General features: G+C 40.7%; 18 protein-coding genes and 1 other annotated feature. Of the genes, 15 read left to right on the forward strand and 3 right to left on the reverse strand.

From position 1 onward, the window contains the following. Positions 1–210: 210 nt before the first annotated feature. Positions 211–759, reverse strand: a complete 549-nt coding sequence (locus M8E35_RS20620) for a hypothetical protein (RefSeq protein WP_252471912.1) — start codon at positions 757–759, stop codon at positions 211–213. Between the two features lie 17 nt (positions 760–776). Here M8E35_RS20620 and M8E35_RS20625 point away from each other — a divergent pair, with 17 nt between their 5' ends. Further along, positions 777–1,223 (forward strand): DMT family transporter, encoded by a 447-nt coding sequence (locus tag M8E35_RS20625; RefSeq protein WP_252471914.1) that lies wholly within the window; start codon positions 777–779, stop codon positions 1,221–1,223. Between the two features lie 363 nt (positions 1,224–1,586). Further along, complete coding sequence (locus M8E35_RS20630; RefSeq protein WP_252471916.1) at positions 1,587–1,895, forward strand: hypothetical protein; 309 nt, start codon at positions 1,587–1,589, stop codon at positions 1,893–1,895. A 10-nt stretch (positions 1,896–1,905) separates the two neighbouring features. Here M8E35_RS20630 and M8E35_RS20635 read toward each other — a convergent pair whose 3' ends face one another. After that, on the reverse strand, positions 1,906–2,202 hold the full coding sequence (locus tag M8E35_RS20635; RefSeq protein WP_289710946.1) for a spore coat protein: 297 nt from the start codon (positions 2,200–2,202) through the stop codon (positions 1,906–1,908). 295 nt (positions 2,203–2,497) lie between these two features. On the opposite strand from M8E35_RS20635, the gene mnmM reads away from it, so the two are divergent. From mnmM to M8E35_RS20680, 9 genes are all read left to right on the forward strand, one after another. Continuing rightward, complete coding sequence (gene mnmM, locus M8E35_RS20640) at positions 2,498–3,076, forward strand: tRNA 5-(aminomethyl)-2-thiouridylate-methyltransferase MnmM (RefSeq protein WP_252471920.1); 579 nt, start codon at positions 2,498–2,500, stop codon at positions 3,074–3,076. Between the two features lie 95 nt (positions 3,077–3,171). After that, positions 3,172–3,714, forward strand: a complete 543-nt coding sequence (locus M8E35_RS20645; protein WP_252471922.1) for a glutathione peroxidase — start codon at positions 3,172–3,174, stop codon at positions 3,712–3,714. A 22-nt stretch (positions 3,715–3,736) separates the two neighbouring features. Further along, the gene (locus M8E35_RS20650; RefSeq protein ID WP_252471956.1) at positions 3,737–4,159 is read left to right on the forward strand and encodes a MarR family winged helix-turn-helix transcriptional regulator; all 423 of its coding nucleotides are present in this window, start codon (positions 3,737–3,739) and stop codon (positions 4,157–4,159) included. A 79-nt stretch (positions 4,160–4,238) separates the two neighbouring features. Then, positions 4,239–4,548 (forward strand) — a binding site (T-box leader). A gap of 94 nt (positions 4,549–4,642) precedes the next feature. Then, on the forward strand, positions 4,643–5,872 hold the full coding sequence (gene trpB / locus M8E35_RS20655) for a tryptophan synthase subunit beta (RefSeq protein WP_252471924.1): 1,230 nt from the start codon (positions 4,643–4,645) through the stop codon (positions 5,870–5,872). Continuing rightward, positions 5,865–6,680 carry a tryptophan synthase subunit alpha gene (gene trpA, locus M8E35_RS20660; RefSeq protein WP_252471926.1) on the forward strand — a complete coding sequence of 272 codons (816 nt, stop codon included), beginning with the start codon at positions 5,865–5,867 and terminating at the stop codon, positions 6,678–6,680. Before trpB ends, trpA begins: the two co-directional genes overlap by 8 nt. 222 nt (positions 6,681–6,902) lie before the next feature. Continuing rightward, positions 6,903–7,853 (forward strand): sugar ABC transporter substrate-binding protein, encoded by a 951-nt coding sequence (locus M8E35_RS20665; protein WP_252471928.1) that lies wholly within the window; start codon positions 6,903–6,905, stop codon positions 7,851–7,853. A 7-nt stretch (positions 7,854–7,860) separates the two neighbouring features. Continuing rightward, positions 7,861–9,393 carry a sugar ABC transporter ATP-binding protein gene (locus M8E35_RS20670; protein WP_252471930.1) on the forward strand — a complete coding sequence of 511 codons (1,533 nt, stop codon included), beginning with the start codon at positions 7,861–7,863 and terminating at the stop codon, positions 9,391–9,393. Beyond that, positions 9,377–10,327, forward strand: coding sequence for an ABC transporter permease (locus M8E35_RS20675; RefSeq protein ID WP_252471932.1), 951 nt, complete (start codon positions 9,377–9,379; stop codon positions 10,325–10,327). Before M8E35_RS20670 ends, M8E35_RS20675 begins: the two co-directional genes overlap by 17 nt. A 95-nt stretch (positions 10,328–10,422) precedes the next feature. Then, entirely contained in the window at positions 10,423–11,928 is a 1,506-nt protein-coding gene (locus M8E35_RS20680) for a xylulokinase (protein WP_252471934.1), read from the forward strand. Between the two features lie 91 nt (positions 11,929–12,019). On the opposite strand, the gene M8E35_RS20685 is transcribed toward M8E35_RS20680, so the two are convergent. Further along, the gene (locus M8E35_RS20685) at positions 12,020–12,832 is read right to left on the reverse strand and encodes a MerR family transcriptional regulator (RefSeq protein WP_252471936.1); all 813 of its coding nucleotides are present in this window, start codon (positions 12,830–12,832) and stop codon (positions 12,020–12,022) included. A 416-nt stretch (positions 12,833–13,248) separates the two neighbouring features. On the opposite strand from M8E35_RS20685, the gene M8E35_RS20690 reads away from it, so the two are divergent. The 4 genes from M8E35_RS20690 (at position 13,249) to M8E35_RS20705 (ending at position 18,489) form a co-directional block, all read left to right on the forward strand. Next, on the forward strand, positions 13,249–13,926 hold the full coding sequence (locus tag M8E35_RS20690; RefSeq protein WP_252471938.1) for an ABC transporter ATP-binding protein: 678 nt from the start codon (positions 13,249–13,251) through the stop codon (positions 13,924–13,926). Then, positions 13,923–15,026: an HlyD family secretion protein gene (locus M8E35_RS20695; RefSeq protein WP_252471940.1), complete on the forward strand. Its 1,104-nt coding sequence runs from the start codon at positions 13,923–13,925 to the stop codon at positions 15,024–15,026. Before M8E35_RS20690 ends, M8E35_RS20695 begins: the two co-directional genes overlap by 4 nt. Before the next feature lie 10 nt (positions 15,027–15,036). Beyond that, complete coding sequence (locus tag M8E35_RS20700) at positions 15,037–17,541, forward strand: ABC transporter permease (RefSeq protein WP_252471942.1); 2,505 nt, start codon at positions 15,037–15,039, stop codon at positions 17,539–17,541. A gap of 123 nt (positions 17,542–17,664) precedes the next feature. Beyond that, positions 17,665–18,489, forward strand: a complete 825-nt coding sequence (locus tag M8E35_RS20705; protein WP_252471944.1) for an undecaprenyl-diphosphate phosphatase — start codon at positions 17,665–17,667, stop codon at positions 18,487–18,489. Positions 18,490–18,918: the final 429 nt, after the last annotated feature.

Raw genomic sequence — 18,918 nt, forward strand, 5'->3', positions numbered from 1 at the left:
GCACAACTTCTTAAAAATTAAATAAACAAATTTGACTATTATTACTAGCGCAAATATACATATGATAAAAACTATCTGTTGATTGTATTTTCCCTTTAGCAACGTCCCTTTTTTGTGGAACAGATGTCAAGAGTCATCTGGCGGTGCTATAGATAAAGGTGGGACGTGTTGTTTAAAAGTTCTATTTTAAACAACACGTCCCACCTTACATTATCCTACTGCATTTTCTGCTATTGGTTCAAGATCTAAACTTCCATCATATCCGTTAGGAAAGAAAATATAGACAGCTGCTTCCTTGTTTTCACCTGTTAAGCGAACTGCACATGCAGAGCCGTCGGATAACTCACTAACAACCATGACGCCAGTTTCGGGGGTTGCATAAATCACTTTACTGCTGGTTATGGAGACCTCTTCCGGCATTAATCTGGCGATATCTTCTTCAGCCTTATTTCTCCACTCGGGACCTTCTAGATTTTTACTGTTATCTACTAAATAAGAAAGGTTGAAGGAACTTGCATCAAGCATGGATCCGTTCACAGAGTCCACACTGGCGATATACCTGTTGGTAGTATTGTCTTCGTTGGGAGCGTGGAATATTACTGTCCAGTTGTCTGAGTTTGGCATTGGGTTTTTCGAAAAGCTTGCATGAGCAGTGTAACTTGTAAAGTCAACATTATAGGCCTTCTTAAGTATGTCTGCGGCGTAAGCGGCAGCTTGTTCAGCTGAAATATCCTTAGCGCCTAGTTGCGATAGTGACATTCTTAGGAGTTATGCTTGTGATTCCAACGTTCGACTTGGGGAATAACTTGACCCAAGGGGTTATGTGGGGAATGCTCTCCGGACTTACCTATGCAGTCTTATCAATGCTCAACAGAAAATTTGTCAAAGACTATTCGAGCCTTGTCATTGCTTTCTATGAACAAGTTACGGCTACAATTATTTTAATTCCTTTTTTTGTCATACAGCACCCGGTTTTAAGCCCGAAAGAGATTTTATTACTCCTTCTTTTGGGGGTAGTGTTTACTGGGATTTCTCATTCACTCTTTATTAATGGATTAAAGACCGTCAAGACACAAACAGCAGGTATTATTTCTTGCCTTGAACCGGTCTATGGCATTATTTTCGCAATGTTGATAGTGAGAGAAATACCAACAATCCAAGAAGTCCTAGGAGGCCTTATTATTCTAAGTGCAGTTTTTTACTCGACCAGTAAAGCTAACTAATTCTTTATAGCATAATAGTTTATTGGTGAATTGACCCAATCCCGACGAGTTATGAAGATAATGAAACAACAGAATGGATTTACAGCCCATTCTGTTTTGTTTTACAAAGTCAGAAGTATAAACTTGTCGTTATTACTTTCCAAGCATAAGTGCAACTATGGCGGTCGCCAGGGCCTGCGGCTTCTTCGCTAAGTTAACACGTGCGAAGACAGTGTCTTCGGGCGCCAGCCGAGTTTTCTTTAAACTTTATAGGAGAACGACATTATTTTGTCACAAAATCAAGGCACTATTTAAAATATCCCCTGAATCAAAAGGGTTCAGGTAGACTCGATAATTGATTGAGTAGATTAAGAAAGGAGAGTTATGTTTTGGAACAACCATCATTACAAGCTCCACAAATCCCTAAGCCGATCGCTTCGGGAACTAAGAAAGTTAGGTTATGGCATAGACCATTTGTACATAATTATTTTTGTTCTTTTAGTCGTCCTGATTACGATGAATCAAGCTTTAAAGGAAATCGGAATTACAATTCCTTTTGTCGCATCGGCTTCCTTACATGCGATTTGTCCATTCGGGGGAGTTGTATCGATCTACGAATTTTTTAATACAGGTCTTTTTGTTCAGAAGACTCATGAATCGTCCTTTATTCAACATTCGGTTGATATTCCTTAGAAAGATTTACTCAGGGTCTATGTATATCTAATACTGTATCACTTGCTTGCATGTCCACTCTAATCTGCTCTTGTGGGTTGGTTACATGGTAATACCCATTTTTCATCATATAAGCTGCAACTTTTTCATGGGTCTCAATAGCGACATCCAAGTGTCTGCGGAGTACATCCCTTACTTCAGGAGTTACAGCTTCAGAGATTGTCATGGCATAATTAATAACACCTGATTTTGAAGCTAATAGAAGATCTGTCGCAATAACTTGTTCGGTCATATCCCCCATACCTATCATATCTTGAAAAAATCCCAATATTGACACCTTCTTTTTAACTTAGTTTATCAAATTCGAAGAAGACACTCACTTCTATATAAGTGGGTGTTCCTTATTTTGCTTCGGTAGGGGTAGAGTCCCCCACGTCTCGATGTTCAGCTTTAGGTGAACGAGTTCACTGACGTTAATGGGCTGGTGCGGCTGTATTGTCTAGAAGCTGTGAAGATTGAATCAATTCCTGCAGTAGCATTCTCAAATCTTCATCTTTAATGATAATTTTGATAGAATGAATTGTATGGTCTTTCGATAAAAATAAGGAGAAGAAACTAAAAGTATGAAGAATATTTTTAAAAATGCTATCGAGATAGCAAAGGGAATATGCAAATCGAAATTAGGTAACGGGGATATAGCAGTGGATTGTACCATGGGAAATGGATATGATACTGCATTTTTATGCCATTTAGTTGGAGAAGAGGGGAAAGTCTATGCTTTTGATATCCAAGAAGAGGCTGCAATTAATACTGAGAAAAGACTAAAGGAATTGAAGCTTCTTGAAAGAGCTGAAATCATACTTACTGGTCACGAAAATATTGATAAATATGTTAAGGAAGGTGTTGCTCAATTAGTAATATTTAATTTAGGATATCTACCAAAGGGAAATCATGAGGTTACTACGAAAAAGGAGACAACTATTGAAGCTCTACAGAAATGTTTAGGGTTGCTCAAACCTAACGGTATGATTTTATTAGTTGTATATTCGGGACATGAGAATGGTAAAATGGAACTAAGGGCTTTGGAGGACTTTACTGCAACATTAAACCAAAAGGAGTATAATGTAGCCAAAATTTGCTTCACAAATCAGATTAATAATCCACCGGAACTTATTTGTATTGAAAAGGTTTTCAAAGCCTAAGAAGAGGAATAGAAATTAAAGTTCTGCTTGCAATATCATATTGCATTGTGTACAATATGATTGTATCAAATATAAATAAGGATAAGGTGATTAACATGTCAATTTATGATTATTCGTTTCAATCTATTGAAGGAAAGACCGTCTCTCTTTCTGATTATAAAGGAAAGGTGATGTTGCTCGTCAACACCGCCAGTAAATGTGGCTTTACGCCACAATATGAGGGATTGGAGAAGCTTTACGAAACCTATCAAGATCAGGGATTGGTGGTAATTGGTTTCCCATGTAACCAGTTTTCTGAGCAGGAACCAGGGACAAATAGTGAAGTTCAGGAGTTTTGTAAGATAAGATACGGGGTTACGTTCCCACTGTCTGCTAAGATAAATGTGCGGGATGAAAATGCAGATCCGATCTTTCAGTATCTTTCTGAACACACAAGGTTTGACGGCTTTGGAAAAGGCCTTAAAAACAAGGCCTTTGAACTTATGATGAAACAGAAATATGGAAAGCAGTTCTCCGATAGCTCTATAAAATGGAACTTTACTAAATTCCTCATCGGCAAGGACGGAAAAATCGCAGGCCGTTTTGAGCCCACCATATCCCCAGAAAGCATGACGACTTCGATTGAGGAGTGCTTGTAAATTGGACGGGAACTCAAAAGACATGCTCAAGCTCGACAATCAGCTGTGTTTTGCACTTTATGCATGCTCGAAAGAAATTATTTCCTTGTATAAGCCATACCTGAACTCTCATGGGCTAACCTACACTCAATATATTACACTCTTGGTATTATGGGAGCAGGATTCGCTCAGTGTCTCTGAGCTTGGAAACAAGCTTTTGCTTGATTCAGGCACACTCACCCCTCTTCTAAAAAAACTCGAAAAGTCCCAATTGATTGAGAGAGTAAGAGATAAAGACGATGAACGAATCGTCAAGGTTTACTTGACGGAAAAAGGAAGAATGCTACAGGAATCATTTCTTGAACTACCTCAAAAAATGTTTTGTAATTCTGGCATTAAGCTAGAGGAAGCAATAAATCTTAAAACAATGCTCAATCGGTTACTGGGAAATATTCGGAAGCTGTAATAAGTTGTTGTCCTGTGATATTGACAGCCATAATCACCTGTCATATAATAACTAGTATTATAATGAAAATATTAATACACAATGACTGATGATGAGAAATAGTATGTCTTATGGGAATGTCTTAGCGAGTCAGAGGCGGTGAGAGTCTGATACAAATCTCTTAGACAGAATGGTTCTCAGAGGTGTGATCCGAAAGCTGTTACAGTTAGTAGGTGATCCGGGGGTTTCCCGTTACAGAGACAAGGGTATCGAGAAAATTTTCTCCGTACCTGATAGATTAGAGGTATTTGGTGGTTTGTTTGCATAAGTCCGATCAGCAGTGATTGGATTTGTAAAAATAATTACCCTATACGAATTAAGGTGGTACCACGGAGCATTCCGTCCTTTTAGGATTGAATGCTCTTTTTTATTTACCTGATTTAAGCACAAGCATCAAATGGTACATGGAAAATGAATATGCAACTGCATGAAAGGAGAGTTCAAATGGTTAAGGAAAAGACACATGTGCTATCCGATGACGGCTACGAAACGAGTGGGCATTTTGGCCCATATGGAGGTGCTTATGTTCCAGAGACGTTAGTGCCTGCTTTACGAGAATTGGAAGCGGCTTATATGGAATCTTGCCAAGATGAGAGCTTTCAGCAGGAATTTAAAGAGCTTTTGCAAAGGTACGTTGGACGACCGTCTCTCTTCTACGAAGCTAAGCGCCTTGCGGAACAATTAGGTGGTGCTCGAATTTATCTTAAGAGAGAAGATCTCAATCACACGGGCGCTCATAAAATCAACAACACACTGGGGCAGGTTTTGCTTGCTAAACGTATGGGCAAGAAACGGGTGATTGCAGAGACTGGAGCAGGTCAACACGGGGTAGCAACGGCCACGGCTTGCGCGCTGTTTGCTCTTCCTTGTGTGGTTTATATGGGAGAGGAAGATGTGCGCAGGCAGAATTTAAACGTTTTGCGAATGAGATTACTGGGTGCTGAAGTTCGCACGGTGACCCACGGTTCATGTACCCTGAAAGATGCTATCAATGAAGCGCTCAGAGATTGGGTTACGAATGTCGAGGAAACGTTTTACTGTTTTGGAACAGCAGCCGGACCCCATCCCTATCCGACAATTGTTCGAGATTTTCAAACAGTGATTGGGCGGGAGACGCGGGAGCAGGCGTTGAACGAGCTGGGAAAACTACCGGACGCGATCATTGCTTGTATCGGTGGAGGAAGTAATGCTATTGGGATCTTTCATCCATTTATCGATGATAAAGAGGTAAGACTGATCGGAGTCGAAGCTGGAGGAACAGGGAACAAGACGGGTGAAAATGCGGCTACACTTTGTCTAGGTGAGCCAGGAGTTCTGCACGGAGCGTATAGCTATTTATTGCAAGATGATGATGGACAAATCGTTGTAACAACCTCCGTTTCTGCAGGGCTTGACTATCCGGGCGTCGGTCCTGAACACAGTAATTTAAAGGAGACTGGGCGAGCTGACTATGTCAGTATTTCTGATCAAGAAGCCTTGGACGCGTGCACCCTGCTTTGTCAAACAGAAGGCATACTGCCTGCCCTAGAAAGTGCCCATGCTGTTGCTTATGCGGCAAAACTCGCACCAGGGCTCTCGAAGGAACAGGTGATCGTCGTTAATCTCTCTGGAAGAGGAGATAAAGACGTAGAAACTCTGGCTCAGTATTTGGAAGGAGGGGCAAATCATGAGTGAGCGGCTTAAAGCAGTTTTTAAAAGTGAGCCTACTGGGGTAACCCGTCTAGTCTCATATATAATGGCAGGAGATCCCTCCGTGGAAGCAAGTCTTCGTCGCTTGAAGGGACTGGCCGATCACGGTGTGGATGTGTTAGAACTGGGGGTCCCCTTCAGTGATCCTATGGCAGATGGAGTGGTCATTCAAGCCGCCGCTGAGAGGGCTTTGAACGCTCAGATGACAGTGAAAAAAACGTTGGAACTTGTCCGGGAATTTCGCAGAACCCATGATACTCCGCTTCTTTTAATGAGTTATCTTAACCCACTTCTTCGCTACGGGTGGGATCAATTGGCGGAGGATGCTGCTGATGCAGGGGTTGATGGGTTTATTTTGCCGGATTTGCCTTGGAGAGAAGGTCAAGGTCTGCGCATGAGAACGAAAAAGAGGGTGGGCAACAAATTGGATTTTATCCCAATGATCGCCCAAACGAGTCGTGAGCAGGACATTCAGGCCGTCTCTCAGGTTACGGAAGGCTTTGCTTATGTCATATCGCGAAATGGGATTACGGGAGGAGAGGTTGAACTCCCTGCCAGCGTTAATAAGTTCATTGAAAGTTTAGGGAACAGTCTTCAAATTCCGCGTTGTGTTGGTTTTGGGATTCAGAAACCGGAACAAGTCCGCGCGTTAGCAAAGGTTTGTGACGGAGTTGTTGTAGGCAGTGCTTTAGTGAAGGCTTTTGCTAAGCTCGACCAAAAAGGACTAGAGGGACAAGACCTGATAGAGCAGGAAAAAGAAGTGTTTTCTTGGTTAGCTAGCCTTAAGAATTAGGCAGAGCAGAACGTTGGGGGAGGCTACCTCCTTCGCGCTAAGTGTTCCTATTGGGAAAGGCGCTCGGCGATACTCTATCCTACGCCGGTAGGCATTCCTATTGGGACCACGGCTTCGGCGATACTCTCCACCGGAGACTATCGTCACCGAAGCAGAATAAGGAACACCGACTTGAAGAAGTGGTAGTCTCGGAATTGATTGAAAAGAGAGAAGGCAAAGAGTATGAAAAAATTATTATCTCTGTTTATCCTGGTGGCGCTGGCATTTAGCCTCACAGGGTGTGGTGGAGGAAAACCTACAACAACCCCTGAAGGACCAGAGAAGGAACAAAAGACGGTCGCAATTTTGACTCCTTATTTATCGTCCGTTACTACAAATGAAATGGTCGAAAACTTGAAAACCCAAGTAGCTGAGCGTGATTTGAAAGCTAATGTCGTAGATACCAAAGGGGACTTTGCTCAACTGGCAAGCCGGATGGAGGATCTGATCTCGAGCAAAGTAAATGCTATCGTGCTTGTGAGCACAGATCCGAATCAATTGAAGGATCAAATTAAGAATGCACAAGAAAAGGGGATTCCGGTCTTTGGGTGTGATTCCGGTTATATCGAAGGAATGACTATGAATGCAACCAGCGACAACCAAGCAATGGCCCAGATGATTACAGAATATCTCTTTACAACGATGAACAATAAAGGGAACCTCGTAGTTCTCACGCACAGACCACATCCTGGAGTGCTGAAAAGAACTCAGGAGCTTGATGTGCTTCTCCAGAAAACAACCGAGATCAAAATCGTTACAGAACAACAAGTCCAAGTTCCTGGACCGATCGAAAGCGCTCGTCAACAGATGGAAAATTTATTGCTGGCCAACAAAACCGAAGAATCATTGACAGCAGTTTGGGCTGGTTGGGATGAGCCTGCTATTGGAGCTTCCCAGGCCATTGAGGCAGCAGGACGGAAAAACATCGTGGTTGTTGGCATAGACGGGACCAGCCAAGCGATTGATATGATTAAAAAAGGTTCGCCATTGATTGCTACGGTCAAACAGAATTTTCCTGGCATGGCTGAAATAGTGGCCAACCAGATAGATTTTGTTTTCCAAGGCAAACAGGTAGAAGGTACGGAACTTTATGCACCCGCTACGTTGATAACGAAAGAGAATGCAGGGAAGTGATCAGTGGATGTCGCTACTGCAGGTGAGAAACTTAGATAAGACGTTTGGCAAAAACTATGCACTTTCTGGCGTATCTTTAACTATTGAAGCGGGTGAAATACACGCGCTGGTTGGAGAAAATGGTGCCGGAAAGTCTACCTTCATTAAGTTAATAACTGGAGTTTATCAGCCTGACGGAGGGGATATTTTCTGGCAAGGGGAAAAGGTGGACATAAGAAATCCGCGGAATGCCCGTGACTTGGGAATCAGCGTCATTCACCAAGATCGTCATCTTGTGCCTTATTTTACGGGTCTGGAAAACCTATATCTTGGAGCCGATTATCCCAAACGGAAATTGTGGCTCGGTATTCGCTGGGACATAATGCGTGAAGAAGCTGAAAAGCTAAAAGTCCAATTAGGCATAGAGGTTCCCTTGGAAAAACAGGCTCAGGATATGTCGCCAACGGAACGTACTTTATTGGAGATTCTGAGGGCAGTAAGGATCGGATGCAAACTTCTTTTTCTGGATGAGCCGACGGCATCGTTAACTGACCAGGAAACTGAAATGTTGTTTCGTTTGCTTTTTTGCCTAAAATCCCAGGGAACCGCCATCATCTATGTTTCCCATCGTTTGGATGAAGTTTTTCGGCTTGCTGAGCGAATCACGGTGCTTCGTAATGGTCAACTGGCGGGGACAGTAATTAAGGACGATGTTAACAAAGACAGCTTGATCAAGCTCATGGCTGGTCGAGAGATATTATCCAGTGACGTGAAAAAAGAAGCAGAGGTTAATTCGGAACCCTTCGTTTTGGAGGTAAAAGGTTTAAGAACAGTCGACAAGAGAGTAAAAGAAGCTGCCTTCTCCGTTCGCAAGGGGGAAATAGTGGGTGTTTTTGGCTTAGCAGGCGCGGGACGGACCGAACTCCTAGAGGCGATCTACGGAATTAGGCCGAAATGCAGGGGGGAAATAACGATCAACGGGAAGGATTTATCCAAACCTTCCCCCGCGGTTTCTTTGCAAGAAGGAATTGTACTTATTCCTGAGGATCGCCGAGGACAGGCTTTGATCATGGATATGTCTATTCGTGAAAATATTACCTTGCCTGTTCTTAAAAATTACACGGCGAGAGGAATCATCGCTCATACTAAAGAACTTAGAGATACGGAAGACTGTATTACTGAACTGAAAATAAAAGCTAATGGGGCAGGGCAAGCTGTTCAAGCCCTGAGTGGAGGAAATCAACAAAAGGTGGTTTTTGCCAGAGCTTTAATGTCCCGTCCGGGATTGTTCTTGTGTGACGAACCGACCCAAGGCGTCGATGTGATGACTCGCAGTGAAATTCATCGTTTACTGAGAAATCAGGCCGAACAAGGTGGGGCAGTTGTGTATGTATCATCGGATTTGGAAGAAATGTTAGAAGTGGCTCATCGTCTGGTAATTATGCATGACGGAGAAACGATCACGGAATTTGCGACCAAGGGATTGACACAGGAATCTGTACTGCAGTGTTGTTATTATCCAAGAAAGGAGAGTGAGCCTTCAATTGAAGGAGAAGGGTAAACCAAATTGGCTTCAGCTACTTCGCGTGTATGGAACGGTTATCGCGGCAATTTTAATTGTAATCGGATTCAGTGTTTTAAGCCCCGCTTCTTTTGCAACCTGGGACAATGCGGTTAATATCAGTCGCCAAATTTCCTTTCTTGTTATTATTGCTGTAGGAGCTACCTTGGTGATGGCTATTGGGGAATTTGACCTTTCCGTAGGTGCTATGGCCAGCTTTGGGGGGGTTTTTTCTGCTAAATTGGCGGTTCAGGGGTTGCCTTTTTGGGCAGTATTCCTCATCCCCTTAGGGGTTGCTTTTGCCATAGGGTTTATTAACGGTTGGATTGTGACTCGTTTTAGAGTGTTGTCGTTTATTACAACTATGGCCATGGGAACGATATTAGGAGGTTTTACTTTCTGGTTTACGGGAGGGACCACCATCTTCGAGAATATTCCAGAATCGTTTCGCTATTTGGGTCAGTCAGAATGGCTTGGGATTCCTGTACTTTCATTTGTGATGATTTTGTTGACGGTTATATTTTGGTTCGTAATGGCAAACACTGCTTTTGGACGTCGTTTGTATGCGTTGGGAGGGAATGAAGCAGCCTCGCGAATTGCGGGGATTAATGTGCATGCCAATAAAAATTTGGCCTTTGCCATATGTGCCGCTCTGGCTGCTTTAGCTGGGATCTTAATGGCTTCTCGCTTAGGTTCGGCTCATCCCACCGGTGGAAACGGCCTGTTTTTACCGGCTTATGCTGCAGCCTTTTTAGGAATGACCACGTTTAAAGAAGGAGTGCCGAATATCTGGGGGACCTTTGTAGGTGCCGCCATCATAGGGATATTAGCGAATGGACTAACGATTCTTGAAGTGCCAACGTTTATGCAGGATGTTATAACTGGAGTCATTGTGATTTCTGCGGTGATCTTGCAAAAACTTGGGAGAAAGTGAACAAAAAAACATTCCAAGGGCTGACCGCCACTTATTTCACTTGGGAAAGGGAAGATAAGTGGCGGTCAGTTCGGATAAACGTAGGAGGTGATTATATGCAGTATATTGCCTCGTTCGATATTGGTACAACGAATGCCAAGGGAATTCTTGTCTCTCAGGACGGAGTAATTCATGGGGAAATGACAAAACCTATTCATACTTACCACGAAGGGAACAGGGTTGAGCAGGAGCCGGAAGAGTGGTGGCAAGCTGTCAGAGAGATCGCTCAGGATTGGTGGGAAAGTGGGTTCCCGGCGGAAAAAATTCAAGCAATTACGTTGAGTGGACAGATGGAGGACTGCATCCCAATCGATGGTAAGGGTAATCCGGTTAGACGAGCGATTCTTTATTCGGATTCCCGCGCCGAGTCAGAGGCTAAACAAATCTTAGAGCGCTTTGGAGAAGAAGCGATTCGGCAAAAAACTGGAAACCATATCGATGGACAGATGACATTTCCAAAAATGGTCTGGCTTCGAGAAAATGAGCCCGATTATTTTTCTAAAACAGAGTGTTTCTTGATTAGTGCTAAGGACTATGTCATCCGCCAATTGACTGGTCGAAGTGTCACAGATCCTACTTCAGCGGCCACTGCAGGAATGATGAATTTACTTGATCGATCATGGCTAAGCACATGGCTTAACTCGTTTGGGTTAGTGACATCCTATCTCCCCGAACTATTAGGTCCTGATGAAATTGCGGGTTATGTAATGGAAGAGGCTTCTTCATTGACCGGATTCAAGATTGGAACCCCGGTGTTATGTGGAATTGGAGATGCTGGGGCAACGACGTTGGGGGCAGGGGTAACCGAGATTGGGGAGATGTATGCTTATTTGGGGACAACCGGCTGGGTTGCCTTGCCTACAGCTGCCGTCAGTCGGGTTGGCAATGGAGTATTCCATTTGGCTCATGCGCCCAAAGATGTAATGATTGCCATTGCTCCATTACTCAATGCGGGAAATGTTCACCACTGGGCGTTGTCCGTGTTTGGGGACCCTAATCGATCGGAGGGCAAAGAGGGGTTTGCTTATTTGGAAGAGATTATGGCCAATACTGACCCGAGTACTAGGAGGGTTGTTTTTTTACCCTATTTGCATGGTGAACGCTGTCCGATCCAAGACCCGGATGCCAGTGGATCTTTTATTGGTCTTAAATCGACAACCAAGCGAGGAGAAATGTGTGCGGCTGTTCTAGAAGGGGTTGCCATGGCGATCCGTCAAGTCATGGAGCTTCTCTTGGGCGAAAAAGAAATTCGGCGAATCACCTTGATCGGCGGCGGGAGTAGAAGTCGTGTTTGGAACCAGATAATAGCGGATGTATGTCATTGTAACGTGGTTGTTCCCAAGGATTCAGAATTTCTCCCGGCTTTGGGGGCAGCAGCGGCGGGTTATGTTCGCTTGGGTTGGGCTAATAGCTATACAGACTTCTCTAAAAGATTCCTTTCTCTGAGGGAAGGAGAGGAGTATTCGCCTAATGCAAAGAATGCCTCCGCTTATGACAAACTGTATTGTAACTATCTGCGGATTTATTCGGCAGTACAAGCATTAGATAAAGACGGATGTTAACAGAGAAATGAGTCTTATAAGTTGTTATGCAAAAAAACCCAGCTTTGCTGGGGCTTTTTGCATGTTGCTATGTGTTGGATTTCAGCTCCGGTTATTTTTTCATTATCGGAACTTGTAATTCCGTAAGCCAATCATTTTCGTCTTCTTTATTCCAAATTCCATCAATATATGATTCCCTTGGGTTATCGTTTGCTAGAAAACCATTTTCTTCAATCCATTTATACAGATGAGCATATGCATTACCAATACTGCTATAGGGACCTTTGTGATAAACACAGGCAGCGCTGGGTACTTTCTCAATTTTTTTGAACTTAATTGTTTTGGTGTCTTTTCCCCAAGAAGTTACAGCCTCGCAGAATTCAACATCAATATTTTTCTCTTTATACTCGCCGTCATGGTAAATTATGAAACAATACTCTGGAACAGTGCATTTTATCTCTGGATTCGATTTTTTAACCTCTTCGCCAATCTTGGGAATGATCTCGAAGTAGTAGTTATAGTCAGGTATTACCATACGTCTAGAAAAGACAATAACTTCCGGCAATTCTTTCGACACAACTTCATAATTCATATTAAAATCCTCCTTCATTTTTGCAAGATAATGCGTTATTTGACCTAGTTGCCGCTGACTTTCGTCGATGCTTGCTTTCAGCTCTTGTTCTCTTTGTTCGAAAATTTTGATGCTATTTTGACCTTGCTGTATAGCTGAAATTTCATCGATCGAAAAGCCTATCTGCCGAAGTGCGATGATTTTGTGTAATAAGGGCAACTGATCTGAGGTGTAATACCGATAGCTGTTCTCTTCATCCACAAAAGCAGGTTTAAGCAAGCCAATTTCGTCATAATACCTTAGAGTTTTGATAGTGACTTTGTTGATCTTCGAAAACGTTCCTATTCGATACACAATGATCTCCCCTTACACATTATCTTTGCTGATTTCAAATATAAATGCTCCCCTAACAGGAGAGTCAAGAGATGAATAGAGAATTTATTCAGAGTTTGGTTTAGATGCACCTAAGCAGTGTTAATTAGGGATAATTCTTCTCAACGTTATAAATAGTTAATAATTTGTTAATAAACTGTTTAGAGAAAGTCAATAGGCTTAGTCTAGAATATATCTAGGAAAGCTGTGAGAATTTTTGTTTTAGTGATATTCAATTTATCCTAAATAAGAAAAGCTTAAGAGTTCAAGCGAAAATGAAGTATGAAATCAGAATTCTGCGTCTAAATAATATAAGACTAGTTAGTAACTCTTATTGCGCTCTAGGCTAAAAATAGGTGTATTTGCTATTGCCAATTTTAGAATAGTTGAGGTGTATAATGGATTTAGTTATCGAAACAGTAGATTTATGGAAGGCATATAAGTTAGGGACTGTAGAAGTAGAAGTTTTGAAGGATATTAATGTACATATTCACAAGGGAGAGTTTGTTTCGATTATGGGACCATCCGGTTCAGGTAAAAGTACTCTTTTATATTTAATTGGTGGGCTTGATAAACCAACCTCGGGCTGCATTAGGGTAAATGGTCAAGAGATTTCCAAGATGAAGGATAAAGATGAAAGCTCGATGCGGAGAAGAGAAATAGGTTTTGTATTCCAATTTTACAATCTCATACCTAATTTAAGCGTTGAAGAAAACATTTTACTTCCTGTTCTGCTGGACGGGAAAAAAATTAAGAACTATAAAGATAAGCTAAAACAGATTTTAGATATAGTAGGTTTATCTGATAGAAGAAACCATACTCCAAAAGAATTATCAGGGGGTCAGCAACAAAGAGTGGCAATTGCCAGAGCACTAATTAATGAGCCTGAGATTATTTTAGCAGATGAACCCATAGGAAATCTTGACTCGAAAACCGGAACTGAGGTTATGGAACTTCTAAAAACAATTAATATGGAAAAAGGAAGAACTATTGTCCAGGTAACCCACTCAAAGGAGGCCGCAGATTACGGCCAAAGAATCATTAACTTAAAAGACGGGAAGGTATGTCAATTATGAAAAAGGTATTATTTATAGGACTTATCGGGATATTCTTATTAATTATATCAGGGTGCAGTAAAGAAACTGATAAAACTAACGATGAAAATGTTACCCAAGTTGAAACAAAGCAGGTAATAGAAGCTTTTGGTACGGTTAAGTCAACAGAGGTGAAAAATATAACGATCGATTTTTTGGCACAAGTTACTAAGATTAATGTTATTGAAGGGCAAAGTGTAAAACAGGGAGATGTTTTACTTAGCATAGACTCTCAAAACTATCTAACAGAAATCCGTAACAAGGAACTTGATTTAGGGACTTTGCAAATAGAATTAGCGGGTTTAAATAAGGATTATGAGGTGGAAAAGAGCAGGCTGGAAAATAACTCTGACCCTGAGATCATGAAATATATAAATGATAAGAAACATGCCGAGGATTTATTGAATAGAGCTCAAGAGGATTTAACAGCTAGAGAAGCACTTTATAATGCTGGCGCAATGTCCCAAAGTGAGCTTAATGGGTTTAAGGAAACTGTCAATGAAAAGAAAAAATCTGTCCAAGATGCTGTTTTTTCCGAGGAAACCACCCGGAAGAAAATTCAAGATGAGCTTGATCAGCTTAAAACATCAATAGATCTGAAAAGTCCCAGAGTTACCTCCCTGGAGCTTGATATCAAAGCTATGCAGGAAAAAATGAACAAAAGCTACATAAGCCGCAATGATATTCTGACAGATGTTCCAAATGGGGTGGTATCCGAAATTGGTTGCGTTCAAGGGGATACAATTACTGACCCGGAGAAAAAACTTTTGAGTATCCTGAATAAGGACCGTTTAGTGGTAGAGGCAAATGTAGCTGAAGAATTTATCAAGGATGTTAAGATAGGAGCGGAAGTTACAATAATCCCTCAAGCAGATAAATCACGGAATTACCAAGGGAAAGTTTTGTTCATTGCTGACAAAGCGGTTCTGAAGAACAATGAGACCATAATACCTGTTCGGATATCGATTGAAAATCCAGACAGCTTTTTGCTTCCAGAGTTTAATGTTGATGTCAAAATAAACTTTGAAAACGTTAAAGAAGAGTTAGCGTATAATTTGACAGTTACAACAGGGAAACTTTAGGAGTGATGAAATGGGCATAATCACCAAGTTCATAGTTAAAGGTATTTGTGAAAAAAAGTTACGTTCATTTCTGATAATCTTGGCAATCGTGCTTTCCTCGGGAGTGTTTTTCGCTTCAATTGCTATTTCCGGAAGTCTAGAACAAATGATTATTAAAGGGATTCGAGATTCAATTGGAAATGCGGATATTATAATCACCCCAAGCGAAAAATCCTCCTCCCCGTATTTCTATATGGATAAAGCGGAGTTATATAAAAATCGTGCGGAATACATTATTGGGGAGCTTCAGGAAAACGCAGTTTATAAACCAAACAGGAATGAAGAAATCAGTATTAACATGACAGGAGCATCTATCGAAGACGTTCAAAAAATGAACCCATTTACAATTAAGCAGCAGTATAATCTATATCCTTTTGAAGGCAGAAAAATCATTATTGGAGAATCAGCCGCAGAGAAGTATCAGTTGAAGGCCGGAGACAGCCTGGATCTGGAATTTGGACAAGGTGGGACTACATCCAGACAGAGGTTTACAATATGTGGAATAGCTTCCTCAACAGGATTATTTAAGGGGAATACAAAATCAGCTTCTGCCATAGTACCCAGGGACTTTTTGAGTAATTACAACAATGCGCGAGGCAAGGTAGGGTCTATCTATATCAAGCTGCTTAAGCCTGAAGACAAACAGGAAATGATTGAGCTGTTGTCCGATGACTATAACAATTACAAGGTATTTGAACTTTTTCCTCTTGAAGAAATAAAGCAGGAAACCATGATGATATCCGCAGTATTTCTCATGCTGTCATCCATCGTTTTTTTTATGAGCATATTCATTATTTACTCCTCATTCAAAGTTATTACGACAGAAAAGCTACCAATAATAGGGACCTTTAGAAGTATTGGTGCTACAAAAAGAATGACAAACTATTTATTATTAGGAGAAAGTATTATATATGGTATTGTCGGTGGGCTTTTGGGATGTGGTGTAGGAGTAGGAATCTTATATCTTATGTCTTATGCCTTAAGCAAAATGGTCAATGGCTCTGAGGGAATGGAATTTAATGCTACAGTTCAATTTTCAGGAGTTAATTTTGTAATGGCTTTTTTAATGGCCATAATTCTTTGCTTCGTAAGCTCCATCATTCCTATCTTAAAAGTATCAAAAATTCCGATCAAGGATATTGTTTTAAACTCTGTGCAAAAAAATGCAAAACAAAGAAGGCTTTGGACCATACTTGGGATAGTTTTTATGGTCATTGCGTTTATTTCTTCCCTCATAGATTCGGACAACTTAAGGCCTATTTTGGGCAGCGTAGGAATGCTAATGACCCTTACTGCCATCGTAATGCTTGTACCTAATCTTACTTCAGCTTTTGTCAGAGTCTTTGAAACGTTATATGTCTTTGTTTTTGGGAACATAGGGATTCTTGCCGCCAAGAATTTGCGCGAGAATCAAAATATCATTAATAACATATCGATGCTCGCTATAGGTATAGCCTGCTTACTTTTGATCAATACCGCCAGTTATGATAATGTCATAAGCATAACAGATCAGTTTAAAAATGTTTCATATGATATTGAAATGTATACGAACAAAGCGGATAGAAATATCGAGAACAGGTTGCTTAGTATTGATGGAGTGAAAGAAGTCTATGGGGATTATGAAGCTTACAGAGTAGAAATCGCCGATAAAAATGATAGGATATCTCGCATAAAAGGGGTAGATAAAAACAAGATTTTAAATTTCTGGAACATCAATATGGACGGGGATATTCAAGCTGAATTTGAACGACTTGATGAAGGACGTAATATATTAATAACCAACACTTTGAAGGAAAAGCTTAATTTGAATGAAGGAGATCTGATCAAACTCAAAATGAAAAGCGGCGAAAAAGATTATACGGTGATTGGCTTTTTTGATGATTTTGCTACGAATAAAAACATTGGCTTAGTATCTCAAAGATTTTTAAAAGCAGATATGCAACTCAAGTATTATTCTGATATTTTTATAAAGACGTCTCAAAATCCGAAGGATGTGCTGAAGAAAATTGAAACGGAATTTATAAGACTTAAGCCCTACCTGGTCACAAAAAACGAACTTCAGGAAGAATACATGAGTTCCAATCAACAAGTCACTTTACTTATGTCGGGCTTTTCAGTTTTAGCAATCATCATCGGAGTTTTTGGAGTCCTGAACAATCTCCTGATAAGCTTTCTCGTACGTAAGCGTTCCCTTGCCGTATTTCGATCTATGGGAATGAGCAAGGTTCAAACTGTCAAGATGATTTTTATTGAAGCAATTACAGGGGGAGCGATAGGCGGATTACTAGGGGTTATGGCGGGAACCTTAATGATCGTTATCTTGGCCGGAACAAACAATTCTAAGGACATACATTTCCCTTTTAGTTCATATATAATTTATGTCCTGGCAGGTGTAACCCTAATGCTTATGGCATCGATAATTCCGGCCTTAAAATCCTCAAAGCTTGATATAGTATCATCGATAAAGCTTGAGTGAACTCGTTAGCTAAAGCTGAACATAGATAAACTGGGAAGCAAAGAAAAATGCAATCTTATCCGAAATTCGCTATGCATAGTGAACTTTAAGAAACAAGGTATTGAATAAGGAGAGATCAGAGCAATGTTATTAATTGAGATCATGAAGGCAGTTATTCTTGGGATTGTCGAGGGAGTCACTGAGTGGTTACCTATCAGTAGTACTGGGCATATGATTTTAGTTGACCAGTTTATACAGCTCAATATGAGTGAAGCGTTTAAAGAAATGTTTTTCGTTGTTATTCAGCTTGGTGCAATCATCTCTGTTGTAGTTTTGTACTGGAACAAGTTGGTCCCTGTGTCTTTTCAAAAGAAGTTAGCGGTAAAAAAAGATACTTTAGTACTGTGGTTGAAAATTCTTACAGCCTGTATCCCAGCGGCAATCATTGGACTTTTGTATGACGATCAAATTGATGCACAGTTCTATAACTATCAGACTGTTGCGGTCACTTTAATTCTGTATGGAATATTGTTTATCGTAATCGAGAGCCGAAACAAGAATTTAAGGCCAAGGATCAATAATCTTTCGCAAATTACCTATAAAACTGCAATGCTCATAGGAGTATTTCAAGTTTTAGCATTAATCCCCGGCACATCTCGTTCAGGCGCTACAATACTTGGTGCTATATTAATAGGCACTTCTAGAACGGTTGCAGCAGAATTTACATTCTTTTTAGCTATTCCTATTATGTTTGGTGCAAGCTTGATAAAAATATTAAAATTTGGTTTTGTGTTTACAAATAGTGAAATTTTGATTTTATTAACGGGTATGATAGTTGCTTATATAGTATCAATTTTATCAATTAAATTTTTGGTAGGATATATCCAAAAGCATGACTTTAAGGTGTTCGGTTGGTATAGAATTATATTAGGAATTATATTAGCGTTATATTTTTTGGTTAAGAGTTAGATAAAGTTACAATAATGAGCTTTGGCCTTACATTAGCTACAGATACCTTATGCTGTATGTGGCTTATATGATCGAGGTTATATGATCAAATAACAACAACATTAAAAATAATAGTTGACAGAACAAGCTAAAGGATGTATTCTAACAAAGCGCCAAAACGACGCACAATGACTGAATAGCTACGGGGGTAAAACCTTCGAACCTTTCAATCGAAACAATACAAATTAGTTATTGACAACAAGAGTTGAAAATGCTAAGATGTGCATCCGGCCAAAAAGTTGGCAGAATCTAAACGGTCATAAAACAGGAAGTTAATACTTTGTGCAACTTGATCGAAAGGTTTGAAATTAGTTATTGACAACGCAAGTTGGAAATGCTAAGATACAACTCCGGCCTAAACAGCCAAAGAAAATGATGGTCTTTGAAAAC

The organism is Desulfosporosinus nitroreducens, assembly GCF_023897015.1.
Classification (GTDB): domain Bacteria; phylum Bacillota; class Desulfitobacteriia; order Desulfitobacteriales; family Desulfitobacteriaceae; genus Desulfosporosinus; species Desulfosporosinus nitroreducens.